This window comes from Eubacterium sp. 14-2 (genome assembly GCF_000403845.2).
Lineage (GTDB): Bacteria > Bacillota > Clostridia > Lachnospirales > Lachnospiraceae > Petralouisia.
Genome location: NZ_KE159567.1, coordinates 1 through 23008 on the forward strand (window position 1 = coordinate 1; position 23008 = coordinate 23008).

The 23008-nt window shown below is 41.4% G+C and carries 40 protein-coding genes and 7 tRNA genes; 42 read left to right on the forward strand and 5 right to left on the reverse strand.

Going from position 1 to position 23008, the window contains the following annotated elements:
- The first annotated feature begins 140 nt into the window (after positions 1-140).
- From C805_RS07155 to C805_RS07185, 7 genes are all read left to right on the forward strand, one after another.
- A tRNA-Asp gene (locus C805_RS07155) sits at positions 141-214 on the forward strand.
- 9 nt (positions 215-223) lie between these two features.
- Positions 224-296, forward strand: a tRNA-Val gene (locus C805_RS07160).
- 57 nt (positions 297-353) lie between these two features.
- Positions 354-426, forward strand: a tRNA-Thr gene (locus C805_RS07165).
- Positions 427-453: 27 nt separating this feature from the next.
- Positions 454-535 (forward strand) — tRNA-Tyr (locus tag C805_RS07170).
- 52 nt (positions 536-587) lie between these two features.
- Positions 588-661 (forward strand) — tRNA-Met (locus tag C805_RS07175).
- A gap of 13 nt (positions 662-674) precedes the next feature.
- A tRNA-Phe gene (locus tag C805_RS07180) sits at positions 675-747 on the forward strand.
- A gap of 39 nt (positions 748-786) precedes the next feature.
- Positions 787-859, forward strand: a tRNA-Lys gene (locus tag C805_RS07185).
- A 152-nt stretch (positions 860-1011) separates the two neighbouring features.
- Here the strand turns inward: C805_RS07185 and C805_RS07190 are convergent.
- The 5 genes from C805_RS07190 to C805_RS07210 all read right to left on the reverse strand — a co-directional run bounded on the left by C805_RS07190 (position 1012) and on the right by C805_RS07210 (position 4486).
- Positions 1012-2139: a tyrosine-type recombinase/integrase gene (locus tag C805_RS07190; protein WP_016213115.1), complete on the reverse strand. Its 1128-nt coding sequence runs from the start codon at positions 2137-2139 to the stop codon at positions 1012-1014.
- A 215-nt stretch (positions 2140-2354) separates the two neighbouring features.
- Positions 2355-2714: a hypothetical protein gene (locus tag C805_RS07195; protein ID WP_016213116.1), complete on the reverse strand. Its 360-nt coding sequence runs from the start codon at positions 2712-2714 to the stop codon at positions 2355-2357.
- A gap of 52 nt (positions 2715-2766) precedes the next feature.
- The gene (locus C805_RS07200) at positions 2767-3375 is read right to left on the reverse strand and encodes a restriction endonuclease (RefSeq protein ID WP_016213117.1); all 609 of its coding nucleotides are present in this window, start codon (positions 3373-3375) and stop codon (positions 2767-2769) included.
- A 212-nt stretch (positions 3376-3587) separates the two neighbouring features.
- Positions 3588-3950, reverse strand: coding sequence for a helix-turn-helix domain-containing protein (locus C805_RS07205; protein ID WP_016213119.1), 363 nt, complete (start codon positions 3948-3950; stop codon positions 3588-3590).
- A gap of 227 nt (positions 3951-4177) precedes the next feature.
- A complete protein-coding gene (locus C805_RS07210) occupies positions 4178-4486 on the reverse strand; it encodes a hypothetical protein (protein WP_016213120.1) in 309 nt (102 codons plus the stop codon).
- A 61-nt stretch (positions 4487-4547) separates the two neighbouring features.
- Here C805_RS07210 and C805_RS26150 point away from each other — a divergent pair, with 61 nt between their 5' ends.
- The 35 genes from C805_RS26150 to C805_RS24935 all read left to right on the forward strand — a co-directional run bounded on the left by C805_RS26150 (position 4548) and on the right by C805_RS24935 (position 22640).
- Positions 4548-4715 (forward strand): hypothetical protein, encoded by a 168-nt coding sequence (locus tag C805_RS26150; RefSeq protein ID WP_016213121.1) that lies wholly within the window; start codon positions 4548-4550, stop codon positions 4713-4715.
- Positions 4716-4730: 15 nt separating this feature from the next.
- Entirely contained in the window at positions 4731-4916 is a 186-nt protein-coding gene (locus tag C805_RS07215; RefSeq protein WP_016213122.1) for a hypothetical protein, read from the forward strand.
- A complete protein-coding gene (locus tag C805_RS07220) occupies positions 4913-5143 on the forward strand; it encodes a hypothetical protein (protein ID WP_016213123.1) in 231 nt (76 codons plus the stop codon). The genes C805_RS07215 and C805_RS07220 overlap by 4 nt, the downstream gene beginning before the upstream one ends.
- A gap of 87 nt (positions 5144-5230) precedes the next feature.
- Positions 5231-5458 (forward strand): hypothetical protein, encoded by a 228-nt coding sequence (locus C805_RS07225; protein ID WP_016213124.1) that lies wholly within the window; start codon positions 5231-5233, stop codon positions 5456-5458.
- 135 nt (positions 5459-5593) lie between these two features.
- Positions 5594-5746 carry a hypothetical protein gene (locus C805_RS26155; protein WP_016213125.1) on the forward strand — a complete coding sequence of 51 codons (153 nt, stop codon included), beginning with the start codon at positions 5594-5596 and terminating at the stop codon, positions 5744-5746.
- A 4-nt stretch (positions 5747-5750) separates the two neighbouring features.
- Positions 5751-5942 (forward strand): hypothetical protein, encoded by a 192-nt coding sequence (locus C805_RS07230; protein WP_016213126.1) that lies wholly within the window; start codon positions 5751-5753, stop codon positions 5940-5942.
- Between the two features lie 15 nt (positions 5943-5957).
- The gene (locus C805_RS27285) at positions 5958-6083 is read left to right on the forward strand and encodes a hypothetical protein (RefSeq protein ID WP_016213127.1); all 126 of its coding nucleotides are present in this window, start codon (positions 5958-5960) and stop codon (positions 6081-6083) included.
- Positions 6070-6219, forward strand: a complete 150-nt coding sequence (locus C805_RS26160) for a hypothetical protein (RefSeq protein ID WP_016213128.1) — start codon at positions 6070-6072, stop codon at positions 6217-6219. The genes C805_RS27285 and C805_RS26160 overlap by 14 nt, the downstream gene beginning before the upstream one ends.
- A gap of 3 nt (positions 6220-6222) precedes the next feature.
- Positions 6223-6408, forward strand: coding sequence for a hypothetical protein (locus C805_RS0103855; RefSeq protein ID WP_022750813.1), 186 nt, complete (start codon positions 6223-6225; stop codon positions 6406-6408).
- Entirely contained in the window at positions 6386-6613 is a 228-nt protein-coding gene (locus C805_RS07235) for a hypothetical protein (RefSeq protein WP_016213129.1), read from the forward strand. The genes C805_RS0103855 and C805_RS07235 overlap by 23 nt, the downstream gene beginning before the upstream one ends.
- Before the next feature lie 3 nt (positions 6614-6616).
- Positions 6617-7546, forward strand: a complete 930-nt coding sequence (locus C805_RS07240; protein WP_016213130.1) for a hypothetical protein — start codon at positions 6617-6619, stop codon at positions 7544-7546.
- Positions 7530-8273, forward strand: a complete 744-nt coding sequence (locus tag C805_RS07245; RefSeq protein ID WP_016213131.1) for a PD-(D/E)XK nuclease-like domain-containing protein — start codon at positions 7530-7532, stop codon at positions 8271-8273. Before C805_RS07240 ends, C805_RS07245 begins: the two co-directional genes overlap by 17 nt.
- A gap of 12 nt (positions 8274-8285) precedes the next feature.
- A complete protein-coding gene (locus tag C805_RS07250; protein WP_016213132.1) occupies positions 8286-9419 on the forward strand; it encodes a hypothetical protein in 1134 nt (377 codons plus the stop codon).
- Between the two features lie 4 nt (positions 9420-9423).
- Positions 9424-10965, forward strand: coding sequence for an ATP-binding protein (locus tag C805_RS07255; protein WP_016213133.1), 1542 nt, complete (start codon positions 9424-9426; stop codon positions 10963-10965).
- Between the two features lie 8 nt (positions 10966-10973).
- Complete coding sequence (locus C805_RS26165) at positions 10974-11120, forward strand: hypothetical protein (protein ID WP_016213134.1); 147 nt, start codon at positions 10974-10976, stop codon at positions 11118-11120.
- 9 nt (positions 11121-11129) lie between these two features.
- A complete protein-coding gene (locus C805_RS07260) occupies positions 11130-11474 on the forward strand; it encodes a hypothetical protein (RefSeq protein WP_016213135.1) in 345 nt (114 codons plus the stop codon).
- Positions 11475-11559: 85 nt separating this feature from the next.
- The gene (locus tag C805_RS07265; protein WP_016213136.1) at positions 11560-11931 is read left to right on the forward strand and encodes a RusA family crossover junction endodeoxyribonuclease; all 372 of its coding nucleotides are present in this window, start codon (positions 11560-11562) and stop codon (positions 11929-11931) included.
- A 4-nt stretch (positions 11932-11935) separates the two neighbouring features.
- Positions 11936-12832 carry a DUF4373 domain-containing protein gene (locus C805_RS24930; protein WP_016213137.1) on the forward strand — a complete coding sequence of 299 codons (897 nt, stop codon included), beginning with the start codon at positions 11936-11938 and terminating at the stop codon, positions 12830-12832.
- A gap of 8 nt (positions 12833-12840) precedes the next feature.
- Positions 12841-13086 carry a hypothetical protein gene (locus tag C805_RS07275; protein WP_016213138.1) on the forward strand — a complete coding sequence of 82 codons (246 nt, stop codon included), beginning with the start codon at positions 12841-12843 and terminating at the stop codon, positions 13084-13086.
- Between the two features lie 104 nt (positions 13087-13190).
- Positions 13191-14195, forward strand: coding sequence for a hypothetical protein (locus C805_RS0103870; protein WP_196811058.1), 1005 nt, complete (start codon positions 13191-13193; stop codon positions 14193-14195).
- A complete protein-coding gene (locus C805_RS07280) occupies positions 14180-14515 on the forward strand; it encodes a hypothetical protein (protein ID WP_016213140.1) in 336 nt (111 codons plus the stop codon). Before C805_RS0103870 ends, C805_RS07280 begins: the two co-directional genes overlap by 16 nt.
- 33 nt (positions 14516-14548) lie before the next feature.
- Entirely contained in the window at positions 14549-15082 is a 534-nt protein-coding gene (locus tag C805_RS07285; RefSeq protein ID WP_016213141.1) for a hypothetical protein, read from the forward strand.
- A gap of 226 nt (positions 15083-15308) precedes the next feature.
- Positions 15309-15524 carry a hypothetical protein gene (locus C805_RS26170; protein WP_155957597.1) on the forward strand — a complete coding sequence of 72 codons (216 nt, stop codon included), beginning with the start codon at positions 15309-15311 and terminating at the stop codon, positions 15522-15524.
- A 20-nt stretch (positions 15525-15544) separates the two neighbouring features.
- The gene (locus C805_RS07290; protein WP_207636999.1) at positions 15545-15931 is read left to right on the forward strand and encodes a hypothetical protein; all 387 of its coding nucleotides are present in this window, start codon (positions 15545-15547) and stop codon (positions 15929-15931) included.
- Positions 15931-16167: a hypothetical protein gene (locus tag C805_RS07295; protein ID WP_016213143.1), complete on the forward strand. Its 237-nt coding sequence runs from the start codon at positions 15931-15933 to the stop codon at positions 16165-16167. The genes C805_RS07290 and C805_RS07295 overlap by 1 nt, the downstream gene beginning before the upstream one ends.
- A 260-nt stretch (positions 16168-16427) precedes the next feature.
- Positions 16428-16871, forward strand: coding sequence for an RNA polymerase sigma factor sigma-70 region 4 domain-containing protein (locus tag C805_RS07300; protein WP_016213144.1), 444 nt, complete (start codon positions 16428-16430; stop codon positions 16869-16871).
- A 15-nt stretch (positions 16872-16886) separates the two neighbouring features.
- On the forward strand, positions 16887-17087 hold the full coding sequence (locus tag C805_RS07305) for a hypothetical protein (RefSeq protein ID WP_016213145.1): 201 nt from the start codon (positions 16887-16889) through the stop codon (positions 17085-17087).
- Positions 17088-17089: 2 nt separating this feature from the next.
- Positions 17090-17329: a hypothetical protein gene (locus C805_RS07310; protein ID WP_016213146.1), complete on the forward strand. Its 240-nt coding sequence runs from the start codon at positions 17090-17092 to the stop codon at positions 17327-17329.
- Positions 17330-17454: 125 nt separating this feature from the next.
- Positions 17455-18648, forward strand: coding sequence for a phage terminase large subunit (locus tag C805_RS07315; protein ID WP_196811059.1), 1194 nt, complete (start codon positions 17455-17457; stop codon positions 18646-18648).
- A 233-nt stretch (positions 18649-18881) separates the two neighbouring features.
- Entirely contained in the window at positions 18882-19145 is a 264-nt protein-coding gene (locus C805_RS07320; RefSeq protein ID WP_016213149.1) for a hypothetical protein, read from the forward strand.
- Between the two features lie 540 nt (positions 19146-19685).
- Positions 19686-19850, forward strand: a complete 165-nt coding sequence (locus C805_RS26175; protein ID WP_016213152.1) for a hypothetical protein — start codon at positions 19686-19688, stop codon at positions 19848-19850.
- Positions 19851-19902: 52 nt separating this feature from the next.
- Positions 19903-21354, forward strand: coding sequence for a phage portal protein (locus C805_RS07335; RefSeq protein ID WP_016213153.1), 1452 nt, complete (start codon positions 19903-19905; stop codon positions 21352-21354).
- A 3-nt stretch (positions 21355-21357) separates the two neighbouring features.
- Entirely contained in the window at positions 21358-21654 is a 297-nt protein-coding gene (locus C805_RS07340; RefSeq protein ID WP_016213154.1) for a hypothetical protein, read from the forward strand.
- A gap of 50 nt (positions 21655-21704) precedes the next feature.
- Positions 21705-22208: a hypothetical protein gene (locus C805_RS07345; RefSeq protein WP_155957598.1), complete on the forward strand. Its 504-nt coding sequence runs from the start codon at positions 21705-21707 to the stop codon at positions 22206-22208.
- Between the two features lie 123 nt (positions 22209-22331).
- A complete protein-coding gene (locus C805_RS24935) occupies positions 22332-22640 on the forward strand; it encodes a hypothetical protein (protein ID WP_016213156.1) in 309 nt (102 codons plus the stop codon).
- Positions 22641-23008: the final 368 nt, after the last annotated feature.

A 23008-nucleotide genomic window follows, 5' to 3' on the forward strand; every position in this document is an offset into this window, starting at 1 on the left:
CTGCTACTAATCGGTCGAGGGCTTGACCTTCAGGAAGACGGGAAGGAAGAAGATGGATGGCTGTATACTGTATGGGTTTTTCAGGGTATAAGGAATTATTACTTTACAAAATGTAATGTTTTTGTTATACTTTTGTAGATGGCCTAGTGGCTCAGTTGGTTAGAGCGCCGCCCTGTCACGGCGGAGGTCGAGGGTTCGAGTCCCTTCTGGGTCGTTTGAATATGGGATCTTAGCTCAGCTGGGAGAGCATCTGCCTTACAAGCAGAGGGTCACAGGTTCGAGCCCTGTAGGTCCCATTGTTCATGTTTATCAGGATACTGTATCTTGATAAATCCGTAATCTTATGATTACAGGCCGATGTGGCTCAATTGGCAGAGCAGCTGATTTGTAATCAGCAGGTTATCGGTTCGAGTCCGATCATCGGCTCTTGAAAACTTTATAGTTTCATATTATGGATGGATTCCCGAGTGGCCAAAGGGGGCAGACTGTAAATCTGTTGGCAACGCCTTCGAAGGTTCGAATCCTTCTCCATCCATTAAAACAGAAGAATGGGAACAATTTATTTTTCTGTTTATCATATTTAATATCGCGGGGTGGAGCAGTCTGGAAGCTCGTCGGGCTCATAACCCGAAGGTCACAGGTTCAAATCCTGTCCCCGCAATTTTTCAGTCAATGCCCAGTTAGCTCAGTTGGTAGAGCAGAGGACTGAAAATCCTCGTGTCTCTGGTTCGATTCCGGAACTGGGCACTTGTCAGATAAAATATTTGTAATTGATAATTATATCGTGGGATATTAGCTCAGTTGGTAGAGCACTTGACTTTTAATCAAGTTGTCCGGGGTTCGAATCCCCGATGTCTCATTAGTTTGAAAACAGTGGAAAGCCAGAAAAATCAATGGTTTCCGCTGTTTTTCAATGTAACTTATCCTGTACTTTTTTAAATGGTTCTGGATGTCCGCAGAGCGTCCGCAAGTCAGGATTTTAATGCCAATGTCCGCCGGATGTCCGCAAAATCATATCGCCAGTACATCATTTACGACAGCAGCAGGATCTTCCTTTTCCTCCATAATATGATTATAAACGTCCAGAACCATCTTCTCCGTATCGCCCATAAGTTGGGCAATCTTCTTTATGCTGATAGCAGGCACTTTATAACATAGATTGGTGCAGTAGTTGTGTCTGAAGATGTGTGCGGTCAGTCCGGTTATGACCGGGAATGCTTCTGTTCCTTCTGCGGACCGGTTCATTTTTGAAACAATGGAACTCCACATCTTAACATAAGAAGAGTGCGTGATCAGGCTTCCGTCTCTGCATGTAAACAGATAAGTCCCGGAAATCCCCCTGATATATTCTTTCAGAAATCGTGCTGTGCTGTCCGGAACCGGAAGCTCCCGGAATCCATGGTCTGTCTTTGGCATATTCTTTATCTCAGGCGCGTTACCGTCGAAAATAAGAGACTTTGTGACAGATATGGTAGTTTTATCGCTTTTAAAGGAAAAATCGAATACAGACAGTGCCAGAGCTTCCCCGCGCCGCAATCCGCAGGAATATATAATATAGATAAACGCTCTTTCCCGGTTTGAAAAATCCGCTTTCTGCAATGCAGATTTTTCAATTTCTGTCAAAGGCCTCTTTTCTTTTCGAACAATTTTTGGAAGGTTTATATCTGAGCAAATCATATTAAACATACCGGATCCGATATAATTATCTGTAACAGCCATTTTCATAATCTGCCTGAATGTTATATATATCTGCTGACATGTGCGCGGCTTGTCCAGCGCGTTATTTACAGCAAGCTGAAAGTGATGATTTCTGATTTCTGAAAGTTTCACATCCTCAAGAAAAGAAAGGTGCTTTTCGATGATATTATGATACATGGCCTGCGTGTTTTTCTCCCGGACACTTTTTTTCACACTCAACCACTCTCTGGCATAATCTGTAAAGTATATATCTGTTTTTTGCACATATTTTCCGTTTTCAACTTCATTTTTCAATCGGTTTACCTGTCGTTCCAGGTCTGCGCTGGACTTTTTTGACACAAGGCGCTTCCGATGCTTGCTCCCATCCGGGTTAAAAGTCCCATCCCATATTCGTGCTTCATACTCTCCACGATAATTTTTTTTGTATTTTGCTGTTGCCACAAAGCCATCCTCCTTAAAAATTTGTATAAAAATAACAGCCAGCGCAAACAAATAGATGTTCTGGTTGCAGGCTGTCCCGGAAGATGATACAATATCTTTGAGTTGCAGGTATCATCTTCGGTATCTGTTTAAACCGTTCCTGTTGGCGCAGGGGCGGTTTTTATTTTTAATACATTTCCTGTTCTGACTGTTTCAATAAACACAATCAGTATTACCTATTCTGATTCTTTTTTCTTTCCTGTGATTAAGAATATTACTGCAACCACAGCGTTTATTGTACACCATCCAGCCCAGATATTAAGGTCTGCATAGCTTCCAGCCAGAGCGAACCCAAGGATTGCGGCAATTCCAAAAAGTACAACAAGTGCAATATTCCCGCCCTTGGAACCTTTTCTGGTTGCGATAGAAACAATACCGCCAGCCAACATCATAATTGCCACTATGATTCCAGCACTACCGCCTGATTCACCGTTTTCTTCCAGAGTGTTTACCAGTCCGGCTGCACAGGACTGGTAAGTAACAATAAGAAATAAAACAATCGACAAAATACCTGATACAAGTTTCCATGTTTTCATAAATTATTCCCCCTTTCTTCAGTATTTTTTATTAAAACTCTATAGTAGCGTTTTAACCATTATTAATCATCTCGTTTAATTTATCTCTGTCCCAGAGTTTAACACCAAGTTCCCCAGCTTCTTCCCTTGCCTGTAATGTAAAATACCGGTTTGTGAGCACGACAGCTATGTCTTTTCTATACAGGCTTTTTCCTGTATGCGCCTGCTGTACTGCAGAATTACCTACATTGGAAGAATAACATTTACACTGGATTGCATATGATACGCCATCTTTTTCTGCCAGAATGTCAATTCCATGGTCTCCACTTCCGCGAGTTACTTCCACATTTTCAAATCCATTCTTTTTCAGAATATCAGCACAGAAATGTTCAAATCTGTGCCCGTCCATCAAATCATAATTCTGATAATATTCCGTCGGTTCTGTGATTTCGTTAGAAAAACTTTCTGGAATTTCATAATTTTCCGCTGGAGCACTATTTGTTTTTCTGGTTGATAAAAACTGCACAATTCCAACCAGAAAAATATATCCTAACATCCAGATACATATTCCTTCCAGAATCCCGGTTCCTGATTCTCCGGAAATAATCATATACAAAGCACATATTGTCCAGAAGATAAAAGTAATTTTAGACGGGATAGTTAATTTCTTCCAAATTCTCATACACATATCCTTTCGCTAAAAATTATCTTATTGACAAATAAGAACATATGTACTAATATATAGCAAGAACATACATTCTAAAATTTAGGGGGGGGGGGTACGGTTATGAATTATAAACAACTCATCATCGGACTTATTTCTAACTCCGATGATGAAGAATTTCTGGAATTAATATACCGGTTTATCAAAAAGCTGCTGGACTAGGACTTTTCCTAGTCCTTTTTTATGATTTCATTCGCCAGCTTTTCCAGTGCAATCCATCCCGATTCATCCATTTTTGCAAGTGCTTCAATCAGCCGCTTTCTGAATGTACCATCCTCCTTGATTAAATCTCCGGCAAAATCAGTTATAACCTGATTTCTTGTCAAAGGGTTAAATATTTCCCCCTCCCCTGTACGGAGCCAGGTTTCATTGACGTTGAATTCCCGACAGATAAGAGCTATGACAGCGTCGATAGGTTCGTTTCTTCCTATTTCATATGTCGCTATTGTATTTCTCTTCATACTCAACCGCTCAGCAAACTTTTCCTGTGTAAGTCCAAGCTCTTTCCGTAGCTCTTTCAGCCTGTCTTTCAAGTTTCCACCTCCTTGCAAAATTATCATATCAAAAAAAAGTGATATTGTCAACAAAAATATTCTTGACAATAGTGATTATGCGATATATAATAGTTGCATAATCACGAGATGGGAGGTGAAGAAGTGAAAAATAAAAAAAAGAAAACCCATAGACATTTCCGACGTTGCCCTTGGGTTCTCGGTATTTGCGGCAATTACTGGTGTAATCCCGGCAATTATAAAGCTGCTTAGTTGAAAATTTTTAACATAAAAGAGAATATTTCTTCATGATAAGCCATGAACTCAACAATTAAGGCAAATATGGATATAAAAATAGCGACCCAGCTTTTTATGTCAGCTTTTTGAGATTGTTTTATAGCTAATTCTGCTTGAACAGCGGAGGATTTAGCCTGGAATTCCGCACTGCCTGCAATGCGTTTTATCGCTTCGAGATTTTCATAATCTAAGCCGCGCTCAATTTCTTTTTCGAGATTTCTTAGTTTGCCGGATTCTCTGATAGTCGAATTAATAACGTTTGTCATGTTTGAAAAATTCATATCATTTCTCCTTTATTTTTGATAAAGGAATTATATCACAAATAGAAAGGAAGTGGAAATTGTGACAGAAAAAGAAAAAGAAATCATGAGGGCAATTGCAGCAGCACTCCCCTTGATGTCCCCTTTTGAAAAGGGGTATTTTCTCGGAGTGGCAGAGAGTAAGGCCAGTGAAGCCGGGCAGTTACATATTAAGAAAGAGCAGGAGGAGCCGGACAGGATTCTGGCGTGAAAGAGGTGTAAAAAGTTGACAAAAAAGCAACTGAAGGAACTTCCGGCCCTGCTTTCAGGTCTGAGCTTCACTGAATGGAAGATAGTGGAGCACATTGTAGACATGGAGTTCAGTGAGGAAAGGATTCGGATTGAATTTGAAGAAATCCGCAGAATCATGAAACGGATTGAATCGAAGATTGAACTGGAGGAAGAAAATTGAGAAAAACATTAAAAAGATATTTCTGTTATCACTCCTGCCTTATCAGGTCCTGCAAGGGAGTGGAAGGAGAAGTTGCCATTGATATTATAAAAGCCTTTACGAAAAAGGAAGCGAAGGAAATTTTTAAAAAAAGGCATAATATGCTCGGTTGTAAAGAATGCACTGAGATTGTTGAGTCGGAGGAGGAGCTTCCTTACATGGAGGCTCTTGAGAAATACGGGAGATAGGAAAATGGAATATATTTTAATACTGGCAGTGCTTTTTATTGTTTTGCTGGCACTGTCCAGAAGGGATAACAGGAAGAGGAGGAAGCCATGAGAATTATCATAAAAGAGGACGGTAAAATCAGATTGAAAGAGGTTCTTGAGGTGGTGATTGGAAAAACAGGAAATCTTGTAGCAAGAGAACCTGGAATTGGTATGAAAACACGTGAGTTTTTGACGGGAGATAAGGCAGAAGAACTGTTTTACCAGATATTCACTGATGGATATGCAGATTTATCCGGATTTGAATCCCATCTGGTAAGATATGATGATGTTTAAAAAAAGGGCCCCGGAAGTGTGGGAGCACCACCGGGGCAGGGGGCGAACTTCTGTACGCTTCCGTTCGCAGGATTATAATATCATAATTTTCCTGCGATTTCAAGAACAAATGTTCAAAAAGGAGGAAAATTTTTTATGAATGAAATTATTTTACGTTCCGGGAAGAAAAACCGGGAGCCAATGAGCTTTGAGAAATTCAAATTTGTCTGCTATTTTATCGCAGGAATGGTGGCGATGGTGATGGGCTTTATCGCCCTTTATATGATTATCTATTTTGCAGGGAGGTGACAGGATGGAATTTCCAAAAAGATACATGAGAAAAACCGCTTTGGTCAGGGATTTTGGAATCCCGGAAGCATATCTTATGAGAATTTTCAGGACGAAAGGAAACGGGATTTCATGGAAGATTAACCCGAAGAAAGACAGGAGCCCGATTATGTTTGATACGGAAGGGCTTAAAAAGTGGATGGAGGCAGGGAAATGAAAGGAAGGAATCAGAATGGATTACAAAAAAACGGTTCAGGAGTGCCAGAGGGATTACGAGCTTTACGGGGCCACCGTTGTTATAAACGACGGTCTGGTATCGAATGGAGAGACGGAGGAGGATTCTTATGGTAGTGTGTGAAATCTGTGGCGGAAACTGTGACCATGGAGAACTGGTGCAGGGTATATGCCCGGAATGCCGGGAGAAAGAAGAAAAAAAAGAAAAGAAAGATATGAACTTTTGGGAAAGCTGGAAGAAATCGGCTTTTTCCAGATAAAACTTGATTTGGAGGAAGGAAATTGCAGAATTAACAGTTTCGGTTGAAGAATATAAAGAACTGATTGAGAAATCAGCAAGGATAGAGGCTTTCAGGGAGTATGTAAATGCTGAAGGATTTTCTGTTGACAGGAGAATGTGTGGAATTTTTCTGGGATTTGAGGTGAATGAAACTGGAAAGAATAAATAATTCGATTGAAGAAAAACTGAAAGGATCCGGGTGGGAGGAAATCGGAACCGGGGTTTTTGTACCAGAAGACAATGCGTTTGATTACGCGCTGGAAAGGTGTTTTGAAGTGGTTCCGAATTTTGTTCATAGATTGAAATGGACAAAGGAGTTTAAAGATATGCTTGTGGAGTGGTTTTACTCCGGGAATTGGATTAAGGAGGATTAGGAAATGGAAGGATTTGAAATGGCAACAGGAAGAAGCGTAACCGCAGAGATGGTCACAAGCAGGCAGACGCAGGAGGTTCAGGGGCAGATTATTATGGCTAAAAAGTTCCCGCGGGATTATGTGGCAAGCTGCAACCGTATTATGCAGGCATGTCAGCGTAAGGGACTTGCAGAAAAGGCCATGTATGAATACCCGCGTGGTGGGACAAAAGTGGTAGGACCCTCAATTCGGTTAGCAGAAGCACTGGCGCAGAACTGGGGAAACATGAGTTTTGGTATTGTGGAGTTAGAACAGAAAGCTGGGGAAAGTCAGGTAATGGCCTACGCTTGGGACCTGGAAACCAACACCCGGCAGGAAAAGATTTTCAGCGTGCCGCATATCCGCAGCACTAAAAAAGGAAATGTTCCTTTGACAGATCCGCGGGATATTTATGAGATGGTAGCTAATCAAGGAGCGCGGCGGCTTAGGGCATGTATACTTGGGGTTATTCCAGGAGATGTAGTGGAAGATGCCGCGGAGCAGTGTAATCAAACGCTTATCAAATGTATGCAGGAACACACCAGAAACAAAGACATGCATAATGACAAAAGCAATCCTACAAACAACGAAAACTCTGTCGAGTATCTTGTTAATGACATGGCAGCATTGTTTGAAAAAGAGTTTTCCGTACCTTTGGAAGCTATTGAAAAATATATAGGTTGTAAAGCGTCAGCATTTTCCATGAATGACCTTGTGCGTCTCAAGAGAGTATACACATCCTTAAAGGACGGCATGGCAAAGTGTGAGGAAGTTTTTGGTTTACCAGGAGCAGAGAAGAAAGAGGCACAGGATGCTTTTGCCGGAAAAGAAAATAAGGTAAAGAAGGAAGAAAAGTCGTCTGGCGGGCAGCAGGAGTTAAATCTTGAGGGTGGTTCTGATGCAGAAGCTAAATGATGAAAATTACTACTCAAAAGAGAGTAATCAAGCCTTTTTCAGCGTGAGCCAGTACAAAGATTTCTGCAAATGCGAAGCTATGGCTATGGCTAAGATACAAGGAGAATACGAGCAACCTACAACCAAAGCTATGCTGATCGGGACGCTTGTGGACCGTTGGTTTGAAGGAACGCTGGACAAGCTAAGGGAAGAATCCCCAAACATCTTCTATTGCCGCAACGGTGCACTCCGGGCAGATTTCCGCAAAGCTGACCAGATAATCAAAAGGGTTAAGCAGGACGAACGATTTATGCAGTATATGAGCGGAGAGAAACAGAAAATCCTTACTTTTGAAATGTTTGGCGCTCCCTGGAAAATGAAGATGGACAGTTTTGTTGAAGGTATCTGCATCACCGATTTAAAGGTGGTGCAGAACTTCAAAAGCCTTGCGTTTTGGCGGTATGACCTGCAGGGGGCTGTTTATCAGGCTGGATGCACCGCCAATAGCTACGGAAAGTTGCCATTTTATTTGGAGGCCGCCACAAAGGAGGCGGTCACAAACTTCGACATCTTCCAGATAGACCAAGCCACCCTAGACTTGGCATTACGGGAAATCGAAAGGAACATGCCACGGTTTATCGCTGTTAAATCGGGAATCGAAGAGCCACATTACTGTGGTGTGTGCGACTACTGCAAGAGCGTGAAAAAGGCAAGGATAAGGAATTATTCGGAATTGTTGGAGGGATAGGGAAAATAGAAAATGGAAAATGCAAAATGTTATGAATTGACATTAACTCCGAATTATGTGTCAGACTGGACTTTTAACGATGCAATTCGGGAGTTAATTCAGAACGGTATAGACCAAGAAGTTTTGGATAAAGAAAAACATTTCAGCATTGAGTATGACAGAAAAAGACAGGTTTTGCAGTTAAAAAACAGCAAATCTGCACTCAAAATCAACACTCTTTTGCTTGGCAGAAGCAGTAAGGCAGGAAATGATGATACTGTCGGGCAGTTTGGCGAGGGGTATAAGATTGCCGCCCTTGTCCTGAACCGTATCGGAAAGACCTTTACAGTGCTGAACAATGAAAAAAATGAGGTATGGGAATCAAGGTTTAAGAACTCCGAAAAGTGGCTTGAAAAGATACTTGCCTTTTATGTTAGCAAGAGAGAAACGGAAGATATGGGGCTTTGCATTGAGGTGGGAAACGTTTCTTGGAGCGAATACAATAACCTGTCTGATGTTTGGATTGGAATGTGTGATTTTGACTACAAAAAAGTTGAAACACAATATGGAGAAATTCTTACAGATGAAGAATTTGCAGGACAGGTATTTGTAAATGGATTATTTGTGAATTGTAACAGCGATTTGCAGTATGGGTACAATTTCAAACCAAAATACATAAATTTGGAACGTGACCGCAAAACCGGTGATACATGGAATGTTGAGGATGTTACTTCCAGGATGATTGCAGAGGGAATGGTGAACGGGGGCATTCCGTTTGAGATTGTAAGGAAGATGGTGGAGTCAAACAAAGATGATGTGTACCATTTGGAATTTAATACTTATCTTGGGGATGTGAAAAAGGTGCAGGAAATGCTTGTAGAATCGTTTGATGAGCAGAATCCACAGCCTTATTCAATCCCTGTTAGTTCACAGGATGAAATAAAGAAAGTCAAGGCTTATGGAGGAAATCCGGTTGTTGTTCCGTCAAAGGTGGCAAGTCTTTTAAAAAACGAAACAGAAAAGAGATTTGAGGAATTGGTAAAAATTCCATGCGGTACGGGAATGACATTAAAGGATAGGTTTTTACGGTGGTATGATGCTTATTCTGAAAAACTGTCTGATGCGGCAAAAAAAGAGTTGAAAAGTCTTATTGATGAAATGGAGTGACGGAATGAAATTAGTAAAAATATTACCAGGCAAAATACAAATCAGGACAGACGATGCAGAGTTTGCAAATTCCCGCCTTAATGACCTCATATCCGTATCGGATGGCGAAGTGGAACTTGTGACCATGATAACCGCCATAACGGATAATGACGTGGAGACGCAGATGGATGATAATGCCATCATGGAGGAATTGCAGCAGCCGTCTTTGAAAGTGATTGAGTGTTCGATTTTAGGGAGCGTGATTGACGGTAGATTTAGACAGCAAATTAACAAATATCCGTCTGTTGCGGCAAAGATAAAAATGGTATTTCCTATGGAATTTGCCAAAATGATGGTAAATGACAGTTTAGACGACAAATTTCAGATTGGATATTATGCAGAACACCTTATGCCAGCTTTTATTGACGGCAACAAATTCTACCAGCGGCATTCCTGCATTGCGGGAAATACTGGCTGTGGAAAATCTGAAACAGTTACAAAGATCATTGAGGAAACTGCAAAACTGCCAGGCGCCAACATTGTCATATTTGATATCCACGGGGAGTACAGCCGGCTTTCTTATGTGGATAGTATCAAAATGGGCGAGGTTTCGTTCCCTATCTGGATGCTTGGGTTTTCGGATATGGCGGCGAATGTGCTGAAAGTGAAAGAGGACAGCACAGTGATTATGTCGGCCCTTAGAAAAGCGTATTACGCGCAGTGCCCGAATGGGAATGAGGGTAAGCCTACACAATTTAATTTTGCTGTAATTAAGGAGGTCTTGAAATCTTTACATGAACAGATGGTAACGACCGGATATACAAAGGATGGCAACCCTAAAATGGCGAAAGGAGAATACAACGGTAAGCTGTCCGGCGTGGTAAATTCCATGCAGAACCTTTTGAGTGACAGGAGGTATTCATTCCTCTTCAATGGAGAGCCGCAGTCATACCTTGCGGACTTTCTAAACCGTATCATGGGCGGCGATAAGCCAATAAAGAACATTGACTTATCCGGCATACCGCATGACATAGCGGTGCTGATTATCGGGGCGATTACGAAGCTGATTTACAATATCCAGATTATGCAGAAGGACGTAAGACCGATTACCCTTGTCTGCGACGAAGCGCATGTTTACATACCGACAGATTTTCAGCTTACGGCGGCACATCGGCGCATGGTGGAGATTTTTGAAAACATCGCTAAAGAGGGCAGGAAGTTTGGCATAACTCTGTTTGTAGCGTCACAGCGCCCGTCAGAGCTTAATAAGACTATCATAGCACAGTGTGCAAACTATATCGTGATGAAGCTGAATAACGAAAATGACAAAAGTATGATTAAGGGCATTATGCCTTCTGGGAGTGCGGATGTTATTGAAACAACTACCATGTTTTCTCCCGGTGACTGCCTTGTGGTCGGGGATGCCTGCCCGATACCGCTTAAAATCCATGTGGAGCTTGCAAAGGAGCGTCCGCAGAGTAAGACTATAGATTTCTGGGATGAATGGTCGAAAGAGCGTGAGAGCGTGGATTATGCGGCTTGTCTGGAGGAATATTTGGAGAATTAGGAGGCGTTATGACGGTAGAAGAATTAGGACATGAGTGTGAAAAGTATGATTGCGATGATTGCCCATATATAACTAAATGTCATAAAGTGCAGGAGATTTTGTATGGAATATCTATGGAAGCCCTTTTAAGGCTTCTTAAAAGGGAATTAGATTAGGAGGTCAGAATGGAAAAAGTAATAGAAATTCAGAAAAAGAATTTGCTTTCCCTGTTTGAATTGATACAGCAGAATCCAGACTTGCCCATTATTCCAATGGTGAATTATGAAATCGTCGCTGACGACTGCGCTATGTACTGGATGGCAAGCTGGGGCAAGGCAAGGATTGATAGCTACATACTTAGGGACGACAGGGTTTGGTATTTGTCGGATGGAAAAGAAGAAATTTTTGAAAACCTTTTTGAATTTCCTGTTGATTTACCAAAAGAGCAGGAAGAACAGTTTATAGAGGATGCAGTATCTTCTTTGCCGTGGATTAAAGCAATCATGGTAAAGATAGAGCTGCCAAATTAGGTAACTATCAACCGTAGTATTTGTTCATGCGATATATCACGGAATCGGCGGCGGATTGGTCTCTGCCGCCAGAAAGGAGGATTATGTGGAGTACAATCTGATAATCCCTGGCGCGTTGCCAAACCTAAATGATTACATAGCCGCAGAACGCACAAACCGACACAAAGGTGCGAAGATGAAAGCGGACAGCGGAAATATCGTTGCGGCGGCGATAAGGCAGTGCATGAAGGGCGTGAGGATTGATAGTCCGGTATTCATGGAGTACACATGGATTGAACCGAGTAGGCGGCGCGATAAGGATAATATTTCGTCGTTTGGTCGTAAAGTAATCCAGGATGCGCTTGTCCAGTGCGGAGTGTTAAAAGATGACGGATGGAAACATGTAGTCGGATTTTCCGACAGGTTCAAAGTGGATAAGGAAAATCCACGAATTGAAGTTTTAATAAAAGAGGTTTAACGACATGGCAGGAAGACCACCTAAAAAAGGGATAGACTATGCCGGGTGGTCGGTTGATGTTTTTGATAATGATACTAAAATAGATAAGCTCTTGGATGCGCATGGATGGGATGGATTTGGAATCTACTTCTATCTGTGCCAGAGGGCTTATGGCGGTGAAGGATATTTCTATAAATGGGGCTATGACGATTGTGCATCCACGTCAAGAAAGATGGGCGGCGGCATTGGTTCCGGTACTGTCCGGGAGACAGTGGGCTACTGCTTGCAGATTGGTCTTTTTGACAAAGGGCTGTTTGACAGGTGGGGAGTCTTGACCAGTAGAGGTATCCAAAGAAGATATTGGGAAGTCGTTAAGACAAGGGACGTGCGGATCGTGATTTCCGACTACTGGCTTTTGCAGGATGATGAGTGCAAAGGTTTATTAAAGACACCATTAAATAGTAATTTATCATCAGGAAATGCCAATTACCCGGCAGGAAATGCTAATTACAAAGAGGGAAATGCCAATTTCCGCTCTATAAAGGAAAGTAAAGTAAAGGAAAGTAAAGTAAATAAAAACAATATGTGCAAAGCTGACGCTTTGGCACTGTTTGAAAAGCTCTGGAAATTGTATCCGGTGAAGAAAGGGAAAGGGCAGGTGTCTGACTCCGGCAAAATGAAACTGCTTAAAATCGGTTTTGATGAAATGTCAAGGGCGATAGAGCGATATAAACGGTACGTTGACAGTGTTGAATATCTGCAGTACCAGAATGGAAGCACGTTTTTTAACAGCGGGTATGTAGATTATCTGGACGCAAATTATACTGAGCAGGAAACCAAAAAAAACAGGAACGGATTTAACAGTTTTCCGCAAAGAAAATATGATTTTGACAAACTGGAAAAAGAATTATTGAAAGATTAAGGCAGAAAATGAAGAAAAATATAGATATTGGCAAAATAATCGCCCTTCGTAAGGTTAAATGGACGCATGATAAAATCGCAGATGAAATGAGGATGGAAAAATCTGATTATGAAAAAGTTTTATTTGCATATATTGATAAACTTGACGCAAAAATCAGGATTATGGAAAAAATACAGAATAATGGCATGGATAATTTCAGGGAGGTGATTCCATGCACAGAAAATGCCACACCTGCCTATGCCGGACATGCTTAAACACATGCTGCGACCATAAGGAATGTCCTGGGAAGAAAGCAGAATGCAAGCGATACAGCGGATTTTGGCAGATGAGACTTTTCGAGCCTACGCCAAAACGGAATATGCGTGTTTTGGCAGCTTGTGAGGAAAGCCAGCGTGTTTGTATAGAGTTCAGAAAATTAGGGCATGAAGCGTATTCATGCGACATAGAACCGTGTAGCGGAGGACACGAAGAATGGCATATACAGAATGATGTGCTGCCGATTTTGAATGGAAACTGTGAATTTCAGACAGTGGACGGAATGGAGCATAGGATTGACGGAAAATGGGATATGATTATCGCTTTTCCACCTTGTACATATCTGACGGTGACCGGAAATCGTTGGTTTAATGTTGAACAGTACGGAGATAAAGCGATAAAACGAGAGGAAGACCGAAAAAAAGCAATTCAATTTTTTATGCGGTTTGTTCATGCGGATTGTGAAAAAATCGCCATAGAGAACCCGGTGGGAATCATGAGTAGCAATTACCAAAAGCCAGACCAGATAATACAGCCTTATGAATACGGACATACAGAAAGGAAAAGGACATGTCTATGGTTGAAAGGATTGCCGTTCTTGACCCCAACAAATATTGTTGAGCCAGAACTGCATATCTGTGGAAACGAAGTTGTTGACAGCAAATGGCACTATGATACATATAGTCTGCCGCCAAAGATAAGGGCAAAGGAACGCTCAAAAACATTCCTAGGAATCGCTAAGGCTATGGCGGAGCAGTGGGGGAAAGTAGACGAGCCGACAGAGCTGCAATACCATTCAGTCCACAGGCACTCATGGCAGCATTACGGAATCACCAAAGAGAGGTACATGCAGCTTACAGAGTACATACAGTCCGGCAGATATGCCTCTCTCGCTTCACAGGCGGCTCATAGAGCGAATGAAACGATTGCAGAGTACATTTTACTGTCTGTCACACAAAACAAGTCATATGACGCTCTTAGAGTGAAATGGGAGCTGAAAGAAATGGAGCAGATTCCGTACTGCCGGACGGATTTTTATGGGATTAGGAGATATTTTTATTATTTATTCGATTTGGAGGTTAGGAAAGAAGAATGTATGAAGAATTAAACGTAAAAGTAGGGGATGAAGTTCTTTATAGGCTTTGGAATTTATCAGGAGTGGTAGAACGGATTGAAACCGTTACGAGAGTTACTCCGACTGGTAGAATACGGATTGATGGTAGCAGTTCTCAATTTGACAAATACGGTCGGGAAATGGGCGGTGATTCGTGGAGAGGTGGCGCAAACCTATCAATCCCGACAGAGGAAGATTATAAGCGCATAGAGGAAAATTCTGTTATTTCAAATGCGTTGTCGCTTATGGGAAAATTTAACAAGAAAACATTGCCTTATGATAAGGCGGTAAAGATTGTCGAAATACTATCTTAGTTTGTTTGATAAGGAGTTAAGGAGGATAGGGAAATGAAAGCGTCGGAAATAGAAGATTGTGAAAACTGCCCATTATTGGCAGAAGAAATTTGTCCTGGAGGTATGACATCTTCTCCGAATGGAACACCAATAGAGCCGCCCTGCTATAGTTTTGATGATGATACAGACTTAGACCAATGGATAAGTGATTATTACGACAGCCAAAGACGGTATGAGGAATATCTTGACAGAAAGTGGAAAGAAGAGCAGGAGAAGAAACGGAAAGCGGAAAAAGCAAAGAAACGGCGGGATTATCTGAAATGGTATTGTTTTGATGAAAAGATGGAAGTTAAAAAAGCGAGGAAAAGGCTTGCCGCCCATCAAGCGGCGGTTCACTTTGCAGAATCTATGGCTTTTGCAATCAATACCACAAATGAAATGTTTCAGTATTCCGAAAGGGTGAGTGTCAATAAAAAAGTTGATGACGAATTGGAAAGACTGCAAAATGCCCTTGCTGACGCTGAAATGAAACTGAAAGAAAAGCAAAAAGAGGGAAGAAAGACAGAACAGTATAAAAGTATTGTCTAATCAATTTTAACTTGGTACAACTCCCCCTAAAATCTCCTGTACAATATCATTAGGCATAAAATTGGCAACCGTTAAGACCTTGGGCGGGAAATAGAGTGTGACCGATGGCAAAGAATAATAATGCCCTCATTCCCATCCGGTTGTAAAGGTGTCGGGGCAACGCCGCATGAAGCCAATTTTAAAGTCATCAGGGGATTTAGGGGGATTGTGAAAAGGTAGGAGAATATTGAAGAAAAGGAATATAAAATGTTCTGAATGCGAATATAGAGAGTACTTAAATGTGTTTGATTCTTACACTTGTAGAAATCCTGAATGTAAAGATGTTCCAATATTCAAGGGTAAAACACATCCTCACTGCTGTCCTATTGTGGGAGGCAAGAAATATTTTTCCCACGGAAACCATAAAGAAGTTGTGGAAGTAAGATTTCCATTAAGAGGTTGATTTTGGAGGGAAAGGGAAATATGGAGAGATTGACAAGAAGACATGCGGACGGGGAGTTATTTCGTCCAGTTTATGTCATTGATAGAAGAAAAGGATATGTGAACGAAACGGATATAATTGATAAACTAGCAGAATATGAGGACTTAGAGGAACAAGGAAAACTTCTGAAGCTGCCTTGTGCGGTGGGGGATACGGTGTATTCATTTTCTTTCGAAAAAATTCTTACTCTTTGCGTTGATAGCTTTGTGATTTACACAGATGGAATAGACGCAAGGCTTTCAAGCAAAATGAAAGAATATGAGTTTCTGAAAATTGATATGGATATTGCGGATTTTGGGGAAAAGTGGTTTTCTACAAAGGAAGCAGCCGAAGCCGCATTGAAAGAATTGGAGAGGGGTAATGGATAATGAGTAATGATTTGATTAGCAGAAGTGCATTGATGCAGTCTTTGAGAAACAATGTGTTGGTTGACGTGACACCAAATTTGGAACAGGCGGTTGAAGAACAGCCTGTCGCCTATAACTTGGATAAGGTTGTGGAGCAATTGGAAAAAGCGAAGTATGAGGATGATCTTTATCCTTGCAATTTAGCAGTTGAGATTGAGGAAGCAAAAAGCATTGTAAAATCCGGCGGCATTGAATGAAATCGGTGAGCGTATGGGCGGTGTAACATGGATAAGCTAACTCCAAAGCAGAAAGCAAAGGTGAGGATATGTGGAGTGGAATAGACTGTGATTTTGTGGAAGATACAGAACGTGGGCCATATTGTTGCTTGAATCATTGCGCTTGTGATTCTGCAAACTGTGAAATATTGAAGTATGGTGTTGGCAGTGAAGATATTAAACAGGCGCAACAGGCACAGTGGGAAATTATGAATCAACATTTATGATTGAGGTGATAGAAAGTGGCTGCCAGGCTGACGGACAGGCAAAAGAAAAAAATATTGGCTGATTATGTGGAGTGCGGCAGCTATAACGAAACTGCTAAAATGAATGGAGTATCAAGGAACACCGTCAAAAATATCGTTATGGCAGATAAAGAAAATGCCACAAAATGCCAACAAAAAAAAGAACAAAACACCCTTGATATGCTTGCATATATGGACAGCCGGAAAGAGCAGGCCCAGGGCGTGATAGATGATTACTTGAAAGCATTGGCAAATCCGGAGAAGATAGAAGCCGCGAAACTGTCGGAGATTGCAACAGCACTTGGGATTGTGGTGGATAAGTTTACAAAGAATGTGCCGACAGACGTAAGCAGCATAGAACAGCAGCTTAAAAATCGTGACGCTTTGGCTGACCTTATCAGAAAGCCAGTGCCGAACCGGGATATTGAGGATTTTGAGTAGCGGAGGATGGGAAACTTGGAAGAATTAGCAAATATAGGAAAAATGATTTCGATTTTTGTAATTGGAATTTTTTATTGTACAGGATGGGTTGCAACTGGTGCTTTTTTGGACAAGAAAAATGATGATACAAGAGTAAAGATATTCTCTATCATTTGGATGATTATTCATGGATTTGCTTTTGTTGGATTTTTAATCTGGTCTTGGATTGGAGTATAAAAATGAAGATAGAAAAAATTGTTTGTGATTGTTGTGGAGAAGAAATTCCAAAAGTGAAGAAAAAAGATATTTTTGGAATTGAAAGAGAGTATTACAGACTTGGCAAATTGAATTATGGCTATCCGTTTAACGATATTAATTGCCGCACTCTCGGACTTCATTTGTGCGAACGGTGTGCCGGAGAAATTAGCTTAGAAATGCACGAAGCGAGAACGAATTTATTGATTGGAGTCATTAAATGAATTTCCCCGCGCCATTCACCCAAAGACAACATGAATATATGCAACGGTGCTTTACTGCATGGTTTAATGTAGCCGAAGGAGGTAAACGAGGGTCAAAAAACGTCTTGCAGACCATGATATTCTGCATGATGTTGGAGATTCATAAGAATCACATTCATCTTGCCGGAGGCGTGTCCACTGCTACCGCCCGGCTTAATATCCTTGACTGTGATGGCTACGGACTGTTTAACTACTTCGAGGGCAGATACCGCACAGGAAAATATCAAAATCGGGATTGTGTCTATGTCCAGACCAAGGCCGGGGAAAAGATAGTGCTTGTGTCTGGCGGCGGCAAGGATGGGGACGAGAAACTGATTAAGGGTAACACTTATGGCATGGCTTACATAACCGAAGCCAACGAGTGCCACCCGAACTTCATCAAAGAAGTGTTCGACCGCACTCTTTCCAGCGATGATAGAAAGGTGTTCCATGACCTAAACCCGAAAGCGCCGTCTAACTGGTACTATGAAGAAATACTGGATTTCCATGAGGAAAAGAAGAAAGAAAATCCGTCCTATGGGTACAATTATGGACACTTTACCATAGCTGATAATATGAGTATCAGCGGCGAGAAGCTCCGGGAGATATTGGCAACCTATGACAAGGGTACAGTCTGGTACAAGCGTGACATTCTGGGGAATCGGACAGCGGCAGAGGGATTGATATTCAAATACTTTGCAGATAATCCAGACCCGTACTTGATAGACGATTCAGAGTTGTTCAATCAAAATGGAGTGCTACGGTTCAACTTTACCATGCGGACGATTGGCATTGACTTTGGAGGTAATAAGTCCAGAACAACATATTATACCACTGGGTTCCTGAATGGATTTAAGAAAATGATTGTACTGGCAGAGGACAAGCTGCCAATCCATGAGGAAGTGGACACAAAGCAGATTACGGACAAGTTTGTGGAATTCCATCACTATTCAGAATCAAAATATGGGTATATTCAAGAAGCCTTTGGGGACAATGCTTCTCCAACACTGATAAACACTCTTAAAAAAATCATTCTGGAAAACAGAATCAATACCAGAATGAACGGTTGCGACAAGGAAACTATTCTTGACAGAATCCGGCTTGTGGATAATCTGCTTCGGAGTGGGCGGCTGCAAATATCCCGGAACTGTCCCGGACTTATCAAGGCATTATCAGAATTAAAATGGGACGATGAAAAAGAGGACGAAGTAGAGGATTTGAATATTGGTTCGATAAATGATTACTGGGACGGATTTAATTACAGCTTTACGCATTACATGAAGAAACTGGCTATGTGGTAGAAAGGGAAAGATAAATGAATGAAAGTATAGCAATTCTTATATTATGTTTTTCTTTTCTGTACTTGCTAGAGGGGATAGACATATCAGTTCATAAGAAAGTAAATAACGCATATAAGGCTTCACATATCGTATATCCGTTATTTATGGTCGTAGGGATGATTTATTTTCTTGTAACAGGTATTATTGATTAGAATATAAAGCATCTACCAATGCGGTAAGGAGAGGATAGGGAAATGAAATACGAAAAGGAATTATATATAGACAGTCAAATTTTTTCGGGAGATATGGACGGTTCAGAAAGCAATTTTTCTGAAAAGATTGTAAAAACAAGAAAGCCGCATGAATGTTGTGTTTGCGGAAAAGAATTTCCAAAAAGAACAGAAATGGTTATGCAAAGTGCGATTATTGAGGGCGAGGGATGGAGGAACTGCTATATATGTTTGCCATGTATAGAAGAATGGTTAGAGGAAAGCGGACAAGTGGATGTGGAGGATTGACAGAATGAGCATTAGCGAACAGGTAAAGGAATTGAGGGAAATTGCAAAAAAACTTTAGCGAATGGGAATACAACAGATTTTATGACACAATATCCAATGCCGCCGAAACCATAGAATCCCTATCCGCAAAGTTGGAAGATATGGAACGGTCAGAGGATTGCGGCGGCGGGTGGATTGAATGTGAATCCGGAAAACTTCCAGATAAAGAAGTTATATGCTGTGATGTTTGTGGAGAAATCATTATCGGGTACATACACGAAACATACGAAAGTGAGCAAACAGGATTTTCAGCAGAGAATAGCCACGAGTATATGTATAACTGCGTAAAGTGGATGGAGAAGCCGAAACCATGATTTGGCAGGTGCAGGAGTTGGAAGAATATGAGAGGGGCGGTGATTGAAATAATGACACATTTGGAAGTGTGCAGAAGTATAGCGGATTTAGCATACGAACAATCTGTAAAAAATAATACAGTTCACAAACCTACGGATTGCTCGTATTATAATGCCGGAAAAATAGCAGTAGAGGGAGAGGACGGAAATGAAGAAACTGATAAATCTATTTAAGCTGATGTGGAAATTTGTCACAGAAGAACCGAAGGAAAGAACGGATGAAGAATGGGAGCAGTATTTTGCGGTTGCAGAAGTTTTAAATCGCCATCATAAACGATACAGAGGGTATAAGCGTAAAAGACGGTGGAAGTAATTGGAGAGTGGCAAGAATGGGCTTGATTTCATGGTTTAAGGAGAAGATAAAGATGTTATTTAAAACGGACGCTGAAAAGGCTTTCGGTGTGGAAACATACCTGTCGCCGGAAATGGACGCTGCTATTAAGCTGTGGGGGCAATTGGAGAGTGGGAAGCCGCCATGGTTAAAAGAGAGTGACGGTCGCACGGTCGCTTTCTGGAACACCATAGTCGAGGAATGGGCGAAGCTGATAACACAGAATATTGATATTAAGGCGCAGGGAATTCGTAGCGGGGATATGCCTGAGAAGATGCAGAAAATCATTGATAAGTATTTTCTCCAGAACGCAAAAGATGATATTCATGCGATGGTTTTCTTTGGTGGAGTGATGGCTAAATGGGATGGGAGTGGCATTGAGTTTCTCCGGCCAGATATGTTCCTTGTCACAGAGTTTGACAGCAGCAAAGAAGTCCAGGCAGCAATCTTCTTCTCCTATTACTCCAAAGGTAAGAAATTTTATACAAAAGCAGAGTGGCACAGGTTCGAGGAATCCACAAGGCAGAACGAAGCCGGGGAAAGCGAAACAGTAAGGATATACCATGTATCAACCAAGGCTTTTAAATCTGACAATCAGGATGATGTTGGTAGAGAAATACCATTATCACAGACCAAGTGGGCGGACATTGAGCCGGAGTTTTGGGCGGAGAACCTTGAAAAGCCGCTGTTCAGGTACATAAAATGCCCGGTTTACAATTTCATTGATTCTGACAGTCCCCTGGGAGCGCCTTGTTTTGCGAACTGCATGGAGGAATTTCGGGCGTTAGATATTGCAATGTCAACGCTAGGGAAAGAAACAAAGAATTCTTCTCCTATGATGATTGTTGACCAGTCTGTTATCCAGTATGCAACCATGAATGGGATTGAGTTGCCGGAGTTTGTCGCTGATGTGGGAAATCTGGACGCAGGAAACGGAACTGGTGGCTCTCCCGTTGAACAATGGCAGCCAACATTACAGGTTACGAGCCGGAAAGAGGGAATTAATTTCTATCTGTCAGTTATAGGCTTTAAATGTGGTTTTGACCCCGGATATTTTGTCTTTGACGGGCAATCTATCCAGGCAACCACAGCAACACAGGTTCGTGTTACACAGAAAAGAACCGCGGACACAGCATTATCCTACCGTGATGTACTGGACAAGCCTAATTCCAACGGAGAAGGGCGCACAGGAGCAATCCATGACATAGCGTATATCATCAATGCTATGCTCGTTATCAATGGTGATGTTGCACCAACAGAAAATGAGAACTATGAGTTGTTCTGTTCTTTTGCTGACTTGCTGAAAAACGAAGAAGAGGATGCGGCTATGGATCTGCAGCTTGCCAATCAGGGGTATATGGCAAAGTGGAAATGGCTTGTGCTGCATAAGGGATATACGGAAGAAGAAGCGAAGCAGATGGTTCAGGAGGCTGTTGAGGAAAGCCGGTCGAATGAGCCACAGGAAGGATTGTTTGGGGAGGAATAGGGAATGGAAATGCAGTTAGAAATTGATGAAGAATTTGAGCAGTTTCTTCAGGACATAAAAGACAGCGGATATATTTTCGGTGCATACATGGACGAAAGCGAATATGAGGATGATTATTCCCACAATATCATTGGTGAAGCCATGGGGATATTGCAGAAAAAAATCAAGGAATATCTGCATAAGAATAGACCAGGAGAATTTGTTGTTATTTCTGATTGGTGCGTCCATGTTTTGACAAAGGACAGGGCAAAACAGTTAGATGTTTCTGAAAGAACCATAGAGTTTCGGCTTGTGAGGTGATTTTATGAGAATCAGACAGCACATAGGGAATGTTGAAAGGGCGTGATACGGTGGCTATCGGAAAGAATTATTTCAAAAACCTATTCAAAAAACTGAATATCAATGTTAATGAGGGCGGCGTGTCCGTAAATATCAATATGACGCGATTCGGAATCAAGCTGGATAAGGCGCAGGACGCTCTGGACAATGAATTTCTTACCCGAATGCTCCAACACGTTCCTGGTGAAGATGGCGGAGCCTTACGGGCGGATATAAAGGCGTATAACGAAACAAACGGAGAGAGGGGAGTTATATATGCCTATAATCCGAACGGCGTACCATATGGAAGATACCAACATGGCGGAATTGTATATGTAGACCCCAAAACTCAAAAGGGTGCTTTTTATTCTCCAGACTATGGTTTCTGGAGTAGACCCGGAGTAGAAAAAATTCCTTCAACAAGATTGTTACAATATCAAAATCCAGACGCTAAAAGAGACTGGGCAAGGTACGCTGCAGAACATGAAAAAGAGGCAATTATAGAGGCGGCTAAGAACGGATTCAATAAAGAGTAAAATGGTACAAGCCGAATAAATTTATAGTGTATAATATAAGTGTGGCTAGGGTAGCTCCCGAATAGCAGAAACGCCTATCTGCTTGCCACGCTTTTATTATAGGCGCATGAAAGGCGGTGCAATATGAAAAAGATTGATATGTTACATAGGGAATTTAACAGGCTGAAAGTTATTGAATTTGATAGGAAAGAGGGAAATAGGCGTTATTGGAAATGTCAATGCAAATGTGGGAATATTGTTTCTGTTGACGGCAATAAACTTAGGAATGGACACACAAAAAGTTGCGGCTGTTTGAGAGAAGAAACAAGGCATAAACAAAGAAAAGAAAACGAGTATTCGATTGTTGACGGATATGTAAAGGTAAAATTGAACGATAATACTCATATGCTCTGCGATATTGAAGACTGGGAAAGGCTTAAAATCCACCATTGACACTTAAACGCTGTTGGGTATGCGGTAAGTGGAACATCTGACAAATCATTATTATTTCACAAAGAAGTAACTGGAACTAAATCAGAAATAATCGACCATATAAACAGAAACAAACTCGATAATAGGAAAATAAATCTAAGGATTGCAGATAAAAGAATAAATACGATAAATAGAGAGTTGCAACCGAATAATACAACTGGGCATAAAGGTGTTTACTGTGATAAGAGATATGGAACATGGAACGCCCGCGTCACTGTTCTTGGGAAAACAATTCATTTGGGAACATACAAAACAAAGGAAGAAGCTATAAAGGCAAGAATAGAGGGAGAAGAAAAGTATTACAATCCCTTAATAGAAGTGTAGAAAGG

Excerpts from the sequence above, each read along its gene's own strand:
- C805_RS0103870 (WP_196811058.1), top strand. The coding sequence starts at position 13,191 with ATGCGTGTTTTGGCAGCTTGTGAGGAAAGCCAGCGTGTTTGTATAGAG.
- C805_RS26175 (WP_016213152.1), top strand. The coding sequence starts at position 19,686 with ATGAAGAAACTGATAAATCTATTTAAGCTGATGTGGAAATTTGTCACA.
- C805_RS07315 (WP_196811059.1), top strand. The coding sequence starts at position 17,455 with ATGATGTTGGAGATTCATAAGAATCACATTCATCTTGCCGGAGGCGTG.
- C805_RS07235 (WP_016213129.1), top strand. The coding sequence starts at position 6,386 with ATGAAACTGGAAAGAATAAATAATTCGATTGAAGAAAAACTGAAAGGA.
- C805_RS07230 (WP_016213126.1), top strand. The coding sequence starts at position 5,751 with ATGGAATTTCCAAAAAGATACATGAGAAAAACCGCTTTGGTCAGGGAT.
- C805_RS07275 (WP_016213138.1), top strand. The coding sequence starts at position 12,841 with ATGAAGAAAAATATAGATATTGGCAAAATAATCGCCCTTCGTAAGGTT.
- C805_RS07295 (WP_016213143.1), top strand. The coding sequence starts at position 15,931 with ATGAGTAATGATTTGATTAGCAGAAGTGCATTGATGCAGTCTTTGAGA.
- C805_RS26160 (WP_016213128.1), top strand. The coding sequence starts at position 6,070 with ATGGTAGTGTGTGAAATCTGTGGCGGAAACTGTGACCATGGAGAACTG.
- C805_RS07225 (WP_016213124.1), top strand. The coding sequence starts at position 5,231 with ATGAGAATTATCATAAAAGAGGACGGTAAAATCAGATTGAAAGAGGTT.
- C805_RS07195 (WP_016213116.1), bottom strand. The coding sequence starts at position 2,714 with ATGAAAACATGGAAACTTGTATCAGGTATTTTGTCGATTGTTTTATTT.
- C805_RS26165 (WP_016213134.1), top strand. The coding sequence starts at position 10,974 with ATGACGGTAGAAGAATTAGGACATGAGTGTGAAAAGTATGATTGCGAT.
- C805_RS07285 (WP_016213141.1), top strand. The coding sequence starts at position 14,549 with ATGAAAGCGTCGGAAATAGAAGATTGTGAAAACTGCCCATTATTGGCA.
- C805_RS07280 (WP_016213140.1), top strand. The coding sequence starts at position 14,180 with ATGTATGAAGAATTAAACGTAAAAGTAGGGGATGAAGTTCTTTATAGG.
- C805_RS26155 (WP_016213125.1), top strand. The coding sequence starts at position 5,594 with ATGAATGAAATTATTTTACGTTCCGGGAAGAAAAACCGGGAGCCAATG.
- C805_RS07255 (WP_016213133.1), top strand. The coding sequence starts at position 9,424 with ATGAAATTAGTAAAAATATTACCAGGCAAAATACAAATCAGGACAGAC.
- C805_RS07340 (WP_016213154.1), top strand. The coding sequence starts at position 21,358 with ATGGAAATGCAGTTAGAAATTGATGAAGAATTTGAGCAGTTTCTTCAG.
- C805_RS07240 (WP_016213130.1), top strand. The coding sequence starts at position 6,617 with ATGGAAGGATTTGAAATGGCAACAGGAAGAAGCGTAACCGCAGAGATG.
- C805_RS07310 (WP_016213146.1), top strand. The coding sequence starts at position 17,090 with ATGAAGATAGAAAAAATTGTTTGTGATTGTTGTGGAGAAGAAATTCCA.
- C805_RS07250 (WP_016213132.1), top strand. The coding sequence starts at position 8,286 with ATGGAAAATGCAAAATGTTATGAATTGACATTAACTCCGAATTATGTG.
- C805_RS07335 (WP_016213153.1), top strand. The coding sequence starts at position 19,903 with ATGTTATTTAAAACGGACGCTGAAAAGGCTTTCGGTGTGGAAACATAC.
- C805_RS07290 (WP_207636999.1), top strand. The coding sequence starts at position 15,545 with ATGGAGAGATTGACAAGAAGACATGCGGACGGGGAGTTATTTCGTCCA.
- C805_RS07245 (WP_016213131.1), top strand. The coding sequence starts at position 7,530 with ATGCAGAAGCTAAATGATGAAAATTACTACTCAAAAGAGAGTAATCAA.
- C805_RS07200 (WP_016213117.1), bottom strand. The coding sequence starts at position 3,375 with ATGAGAATTTGGAAGAAATTAACTATCCCGTCTAAAATTACTTTTATC.
- C805_RS07260 (WP_016213135.1), top strand. The coding sequence starts at position 11,130 with ATGGAAAAAGTAATAGAAATTCAGAAAAAGAATTTGCTTTCCCTGTTT.
- C805_RS07210 (WP_016213120.1), bottom strand. The coding sequence starts at position 4,486 with ATGAATTTTTCAAACATGACAAACGTTATTAATTCGACTATCAGAGAA.
- C805_RS07320 (WP_016213149.1), top strand. The coding sequence starts at position 18,882 with ATGAAATACGAAAAGGAATTATATATAGACAGTCAAATTTTTTCGGGA.
- C805_RS27285 (WP_016213127.1), top strand. The coding sequence starts at position 5,958 with ATGGATTACAAAAAAACGGTTCAGGAGTGCCAGAGGGATTACGAGCTT.
- C805_RS24935 (WP_016213156.1), top strand. The coding sequence starts at position 22,332 with ATGAAAAAGATTGATATGTTACATAGGGAATTTAACAGGCTGAAAGTT.
- C805_RS24930 (WP_016213137.1), top strand. The coding sequence starts at position 11,936 with ATGGCAGGAAGACCACCTAAAAAAGGGATAGACTATGCCGGGTGGTCG.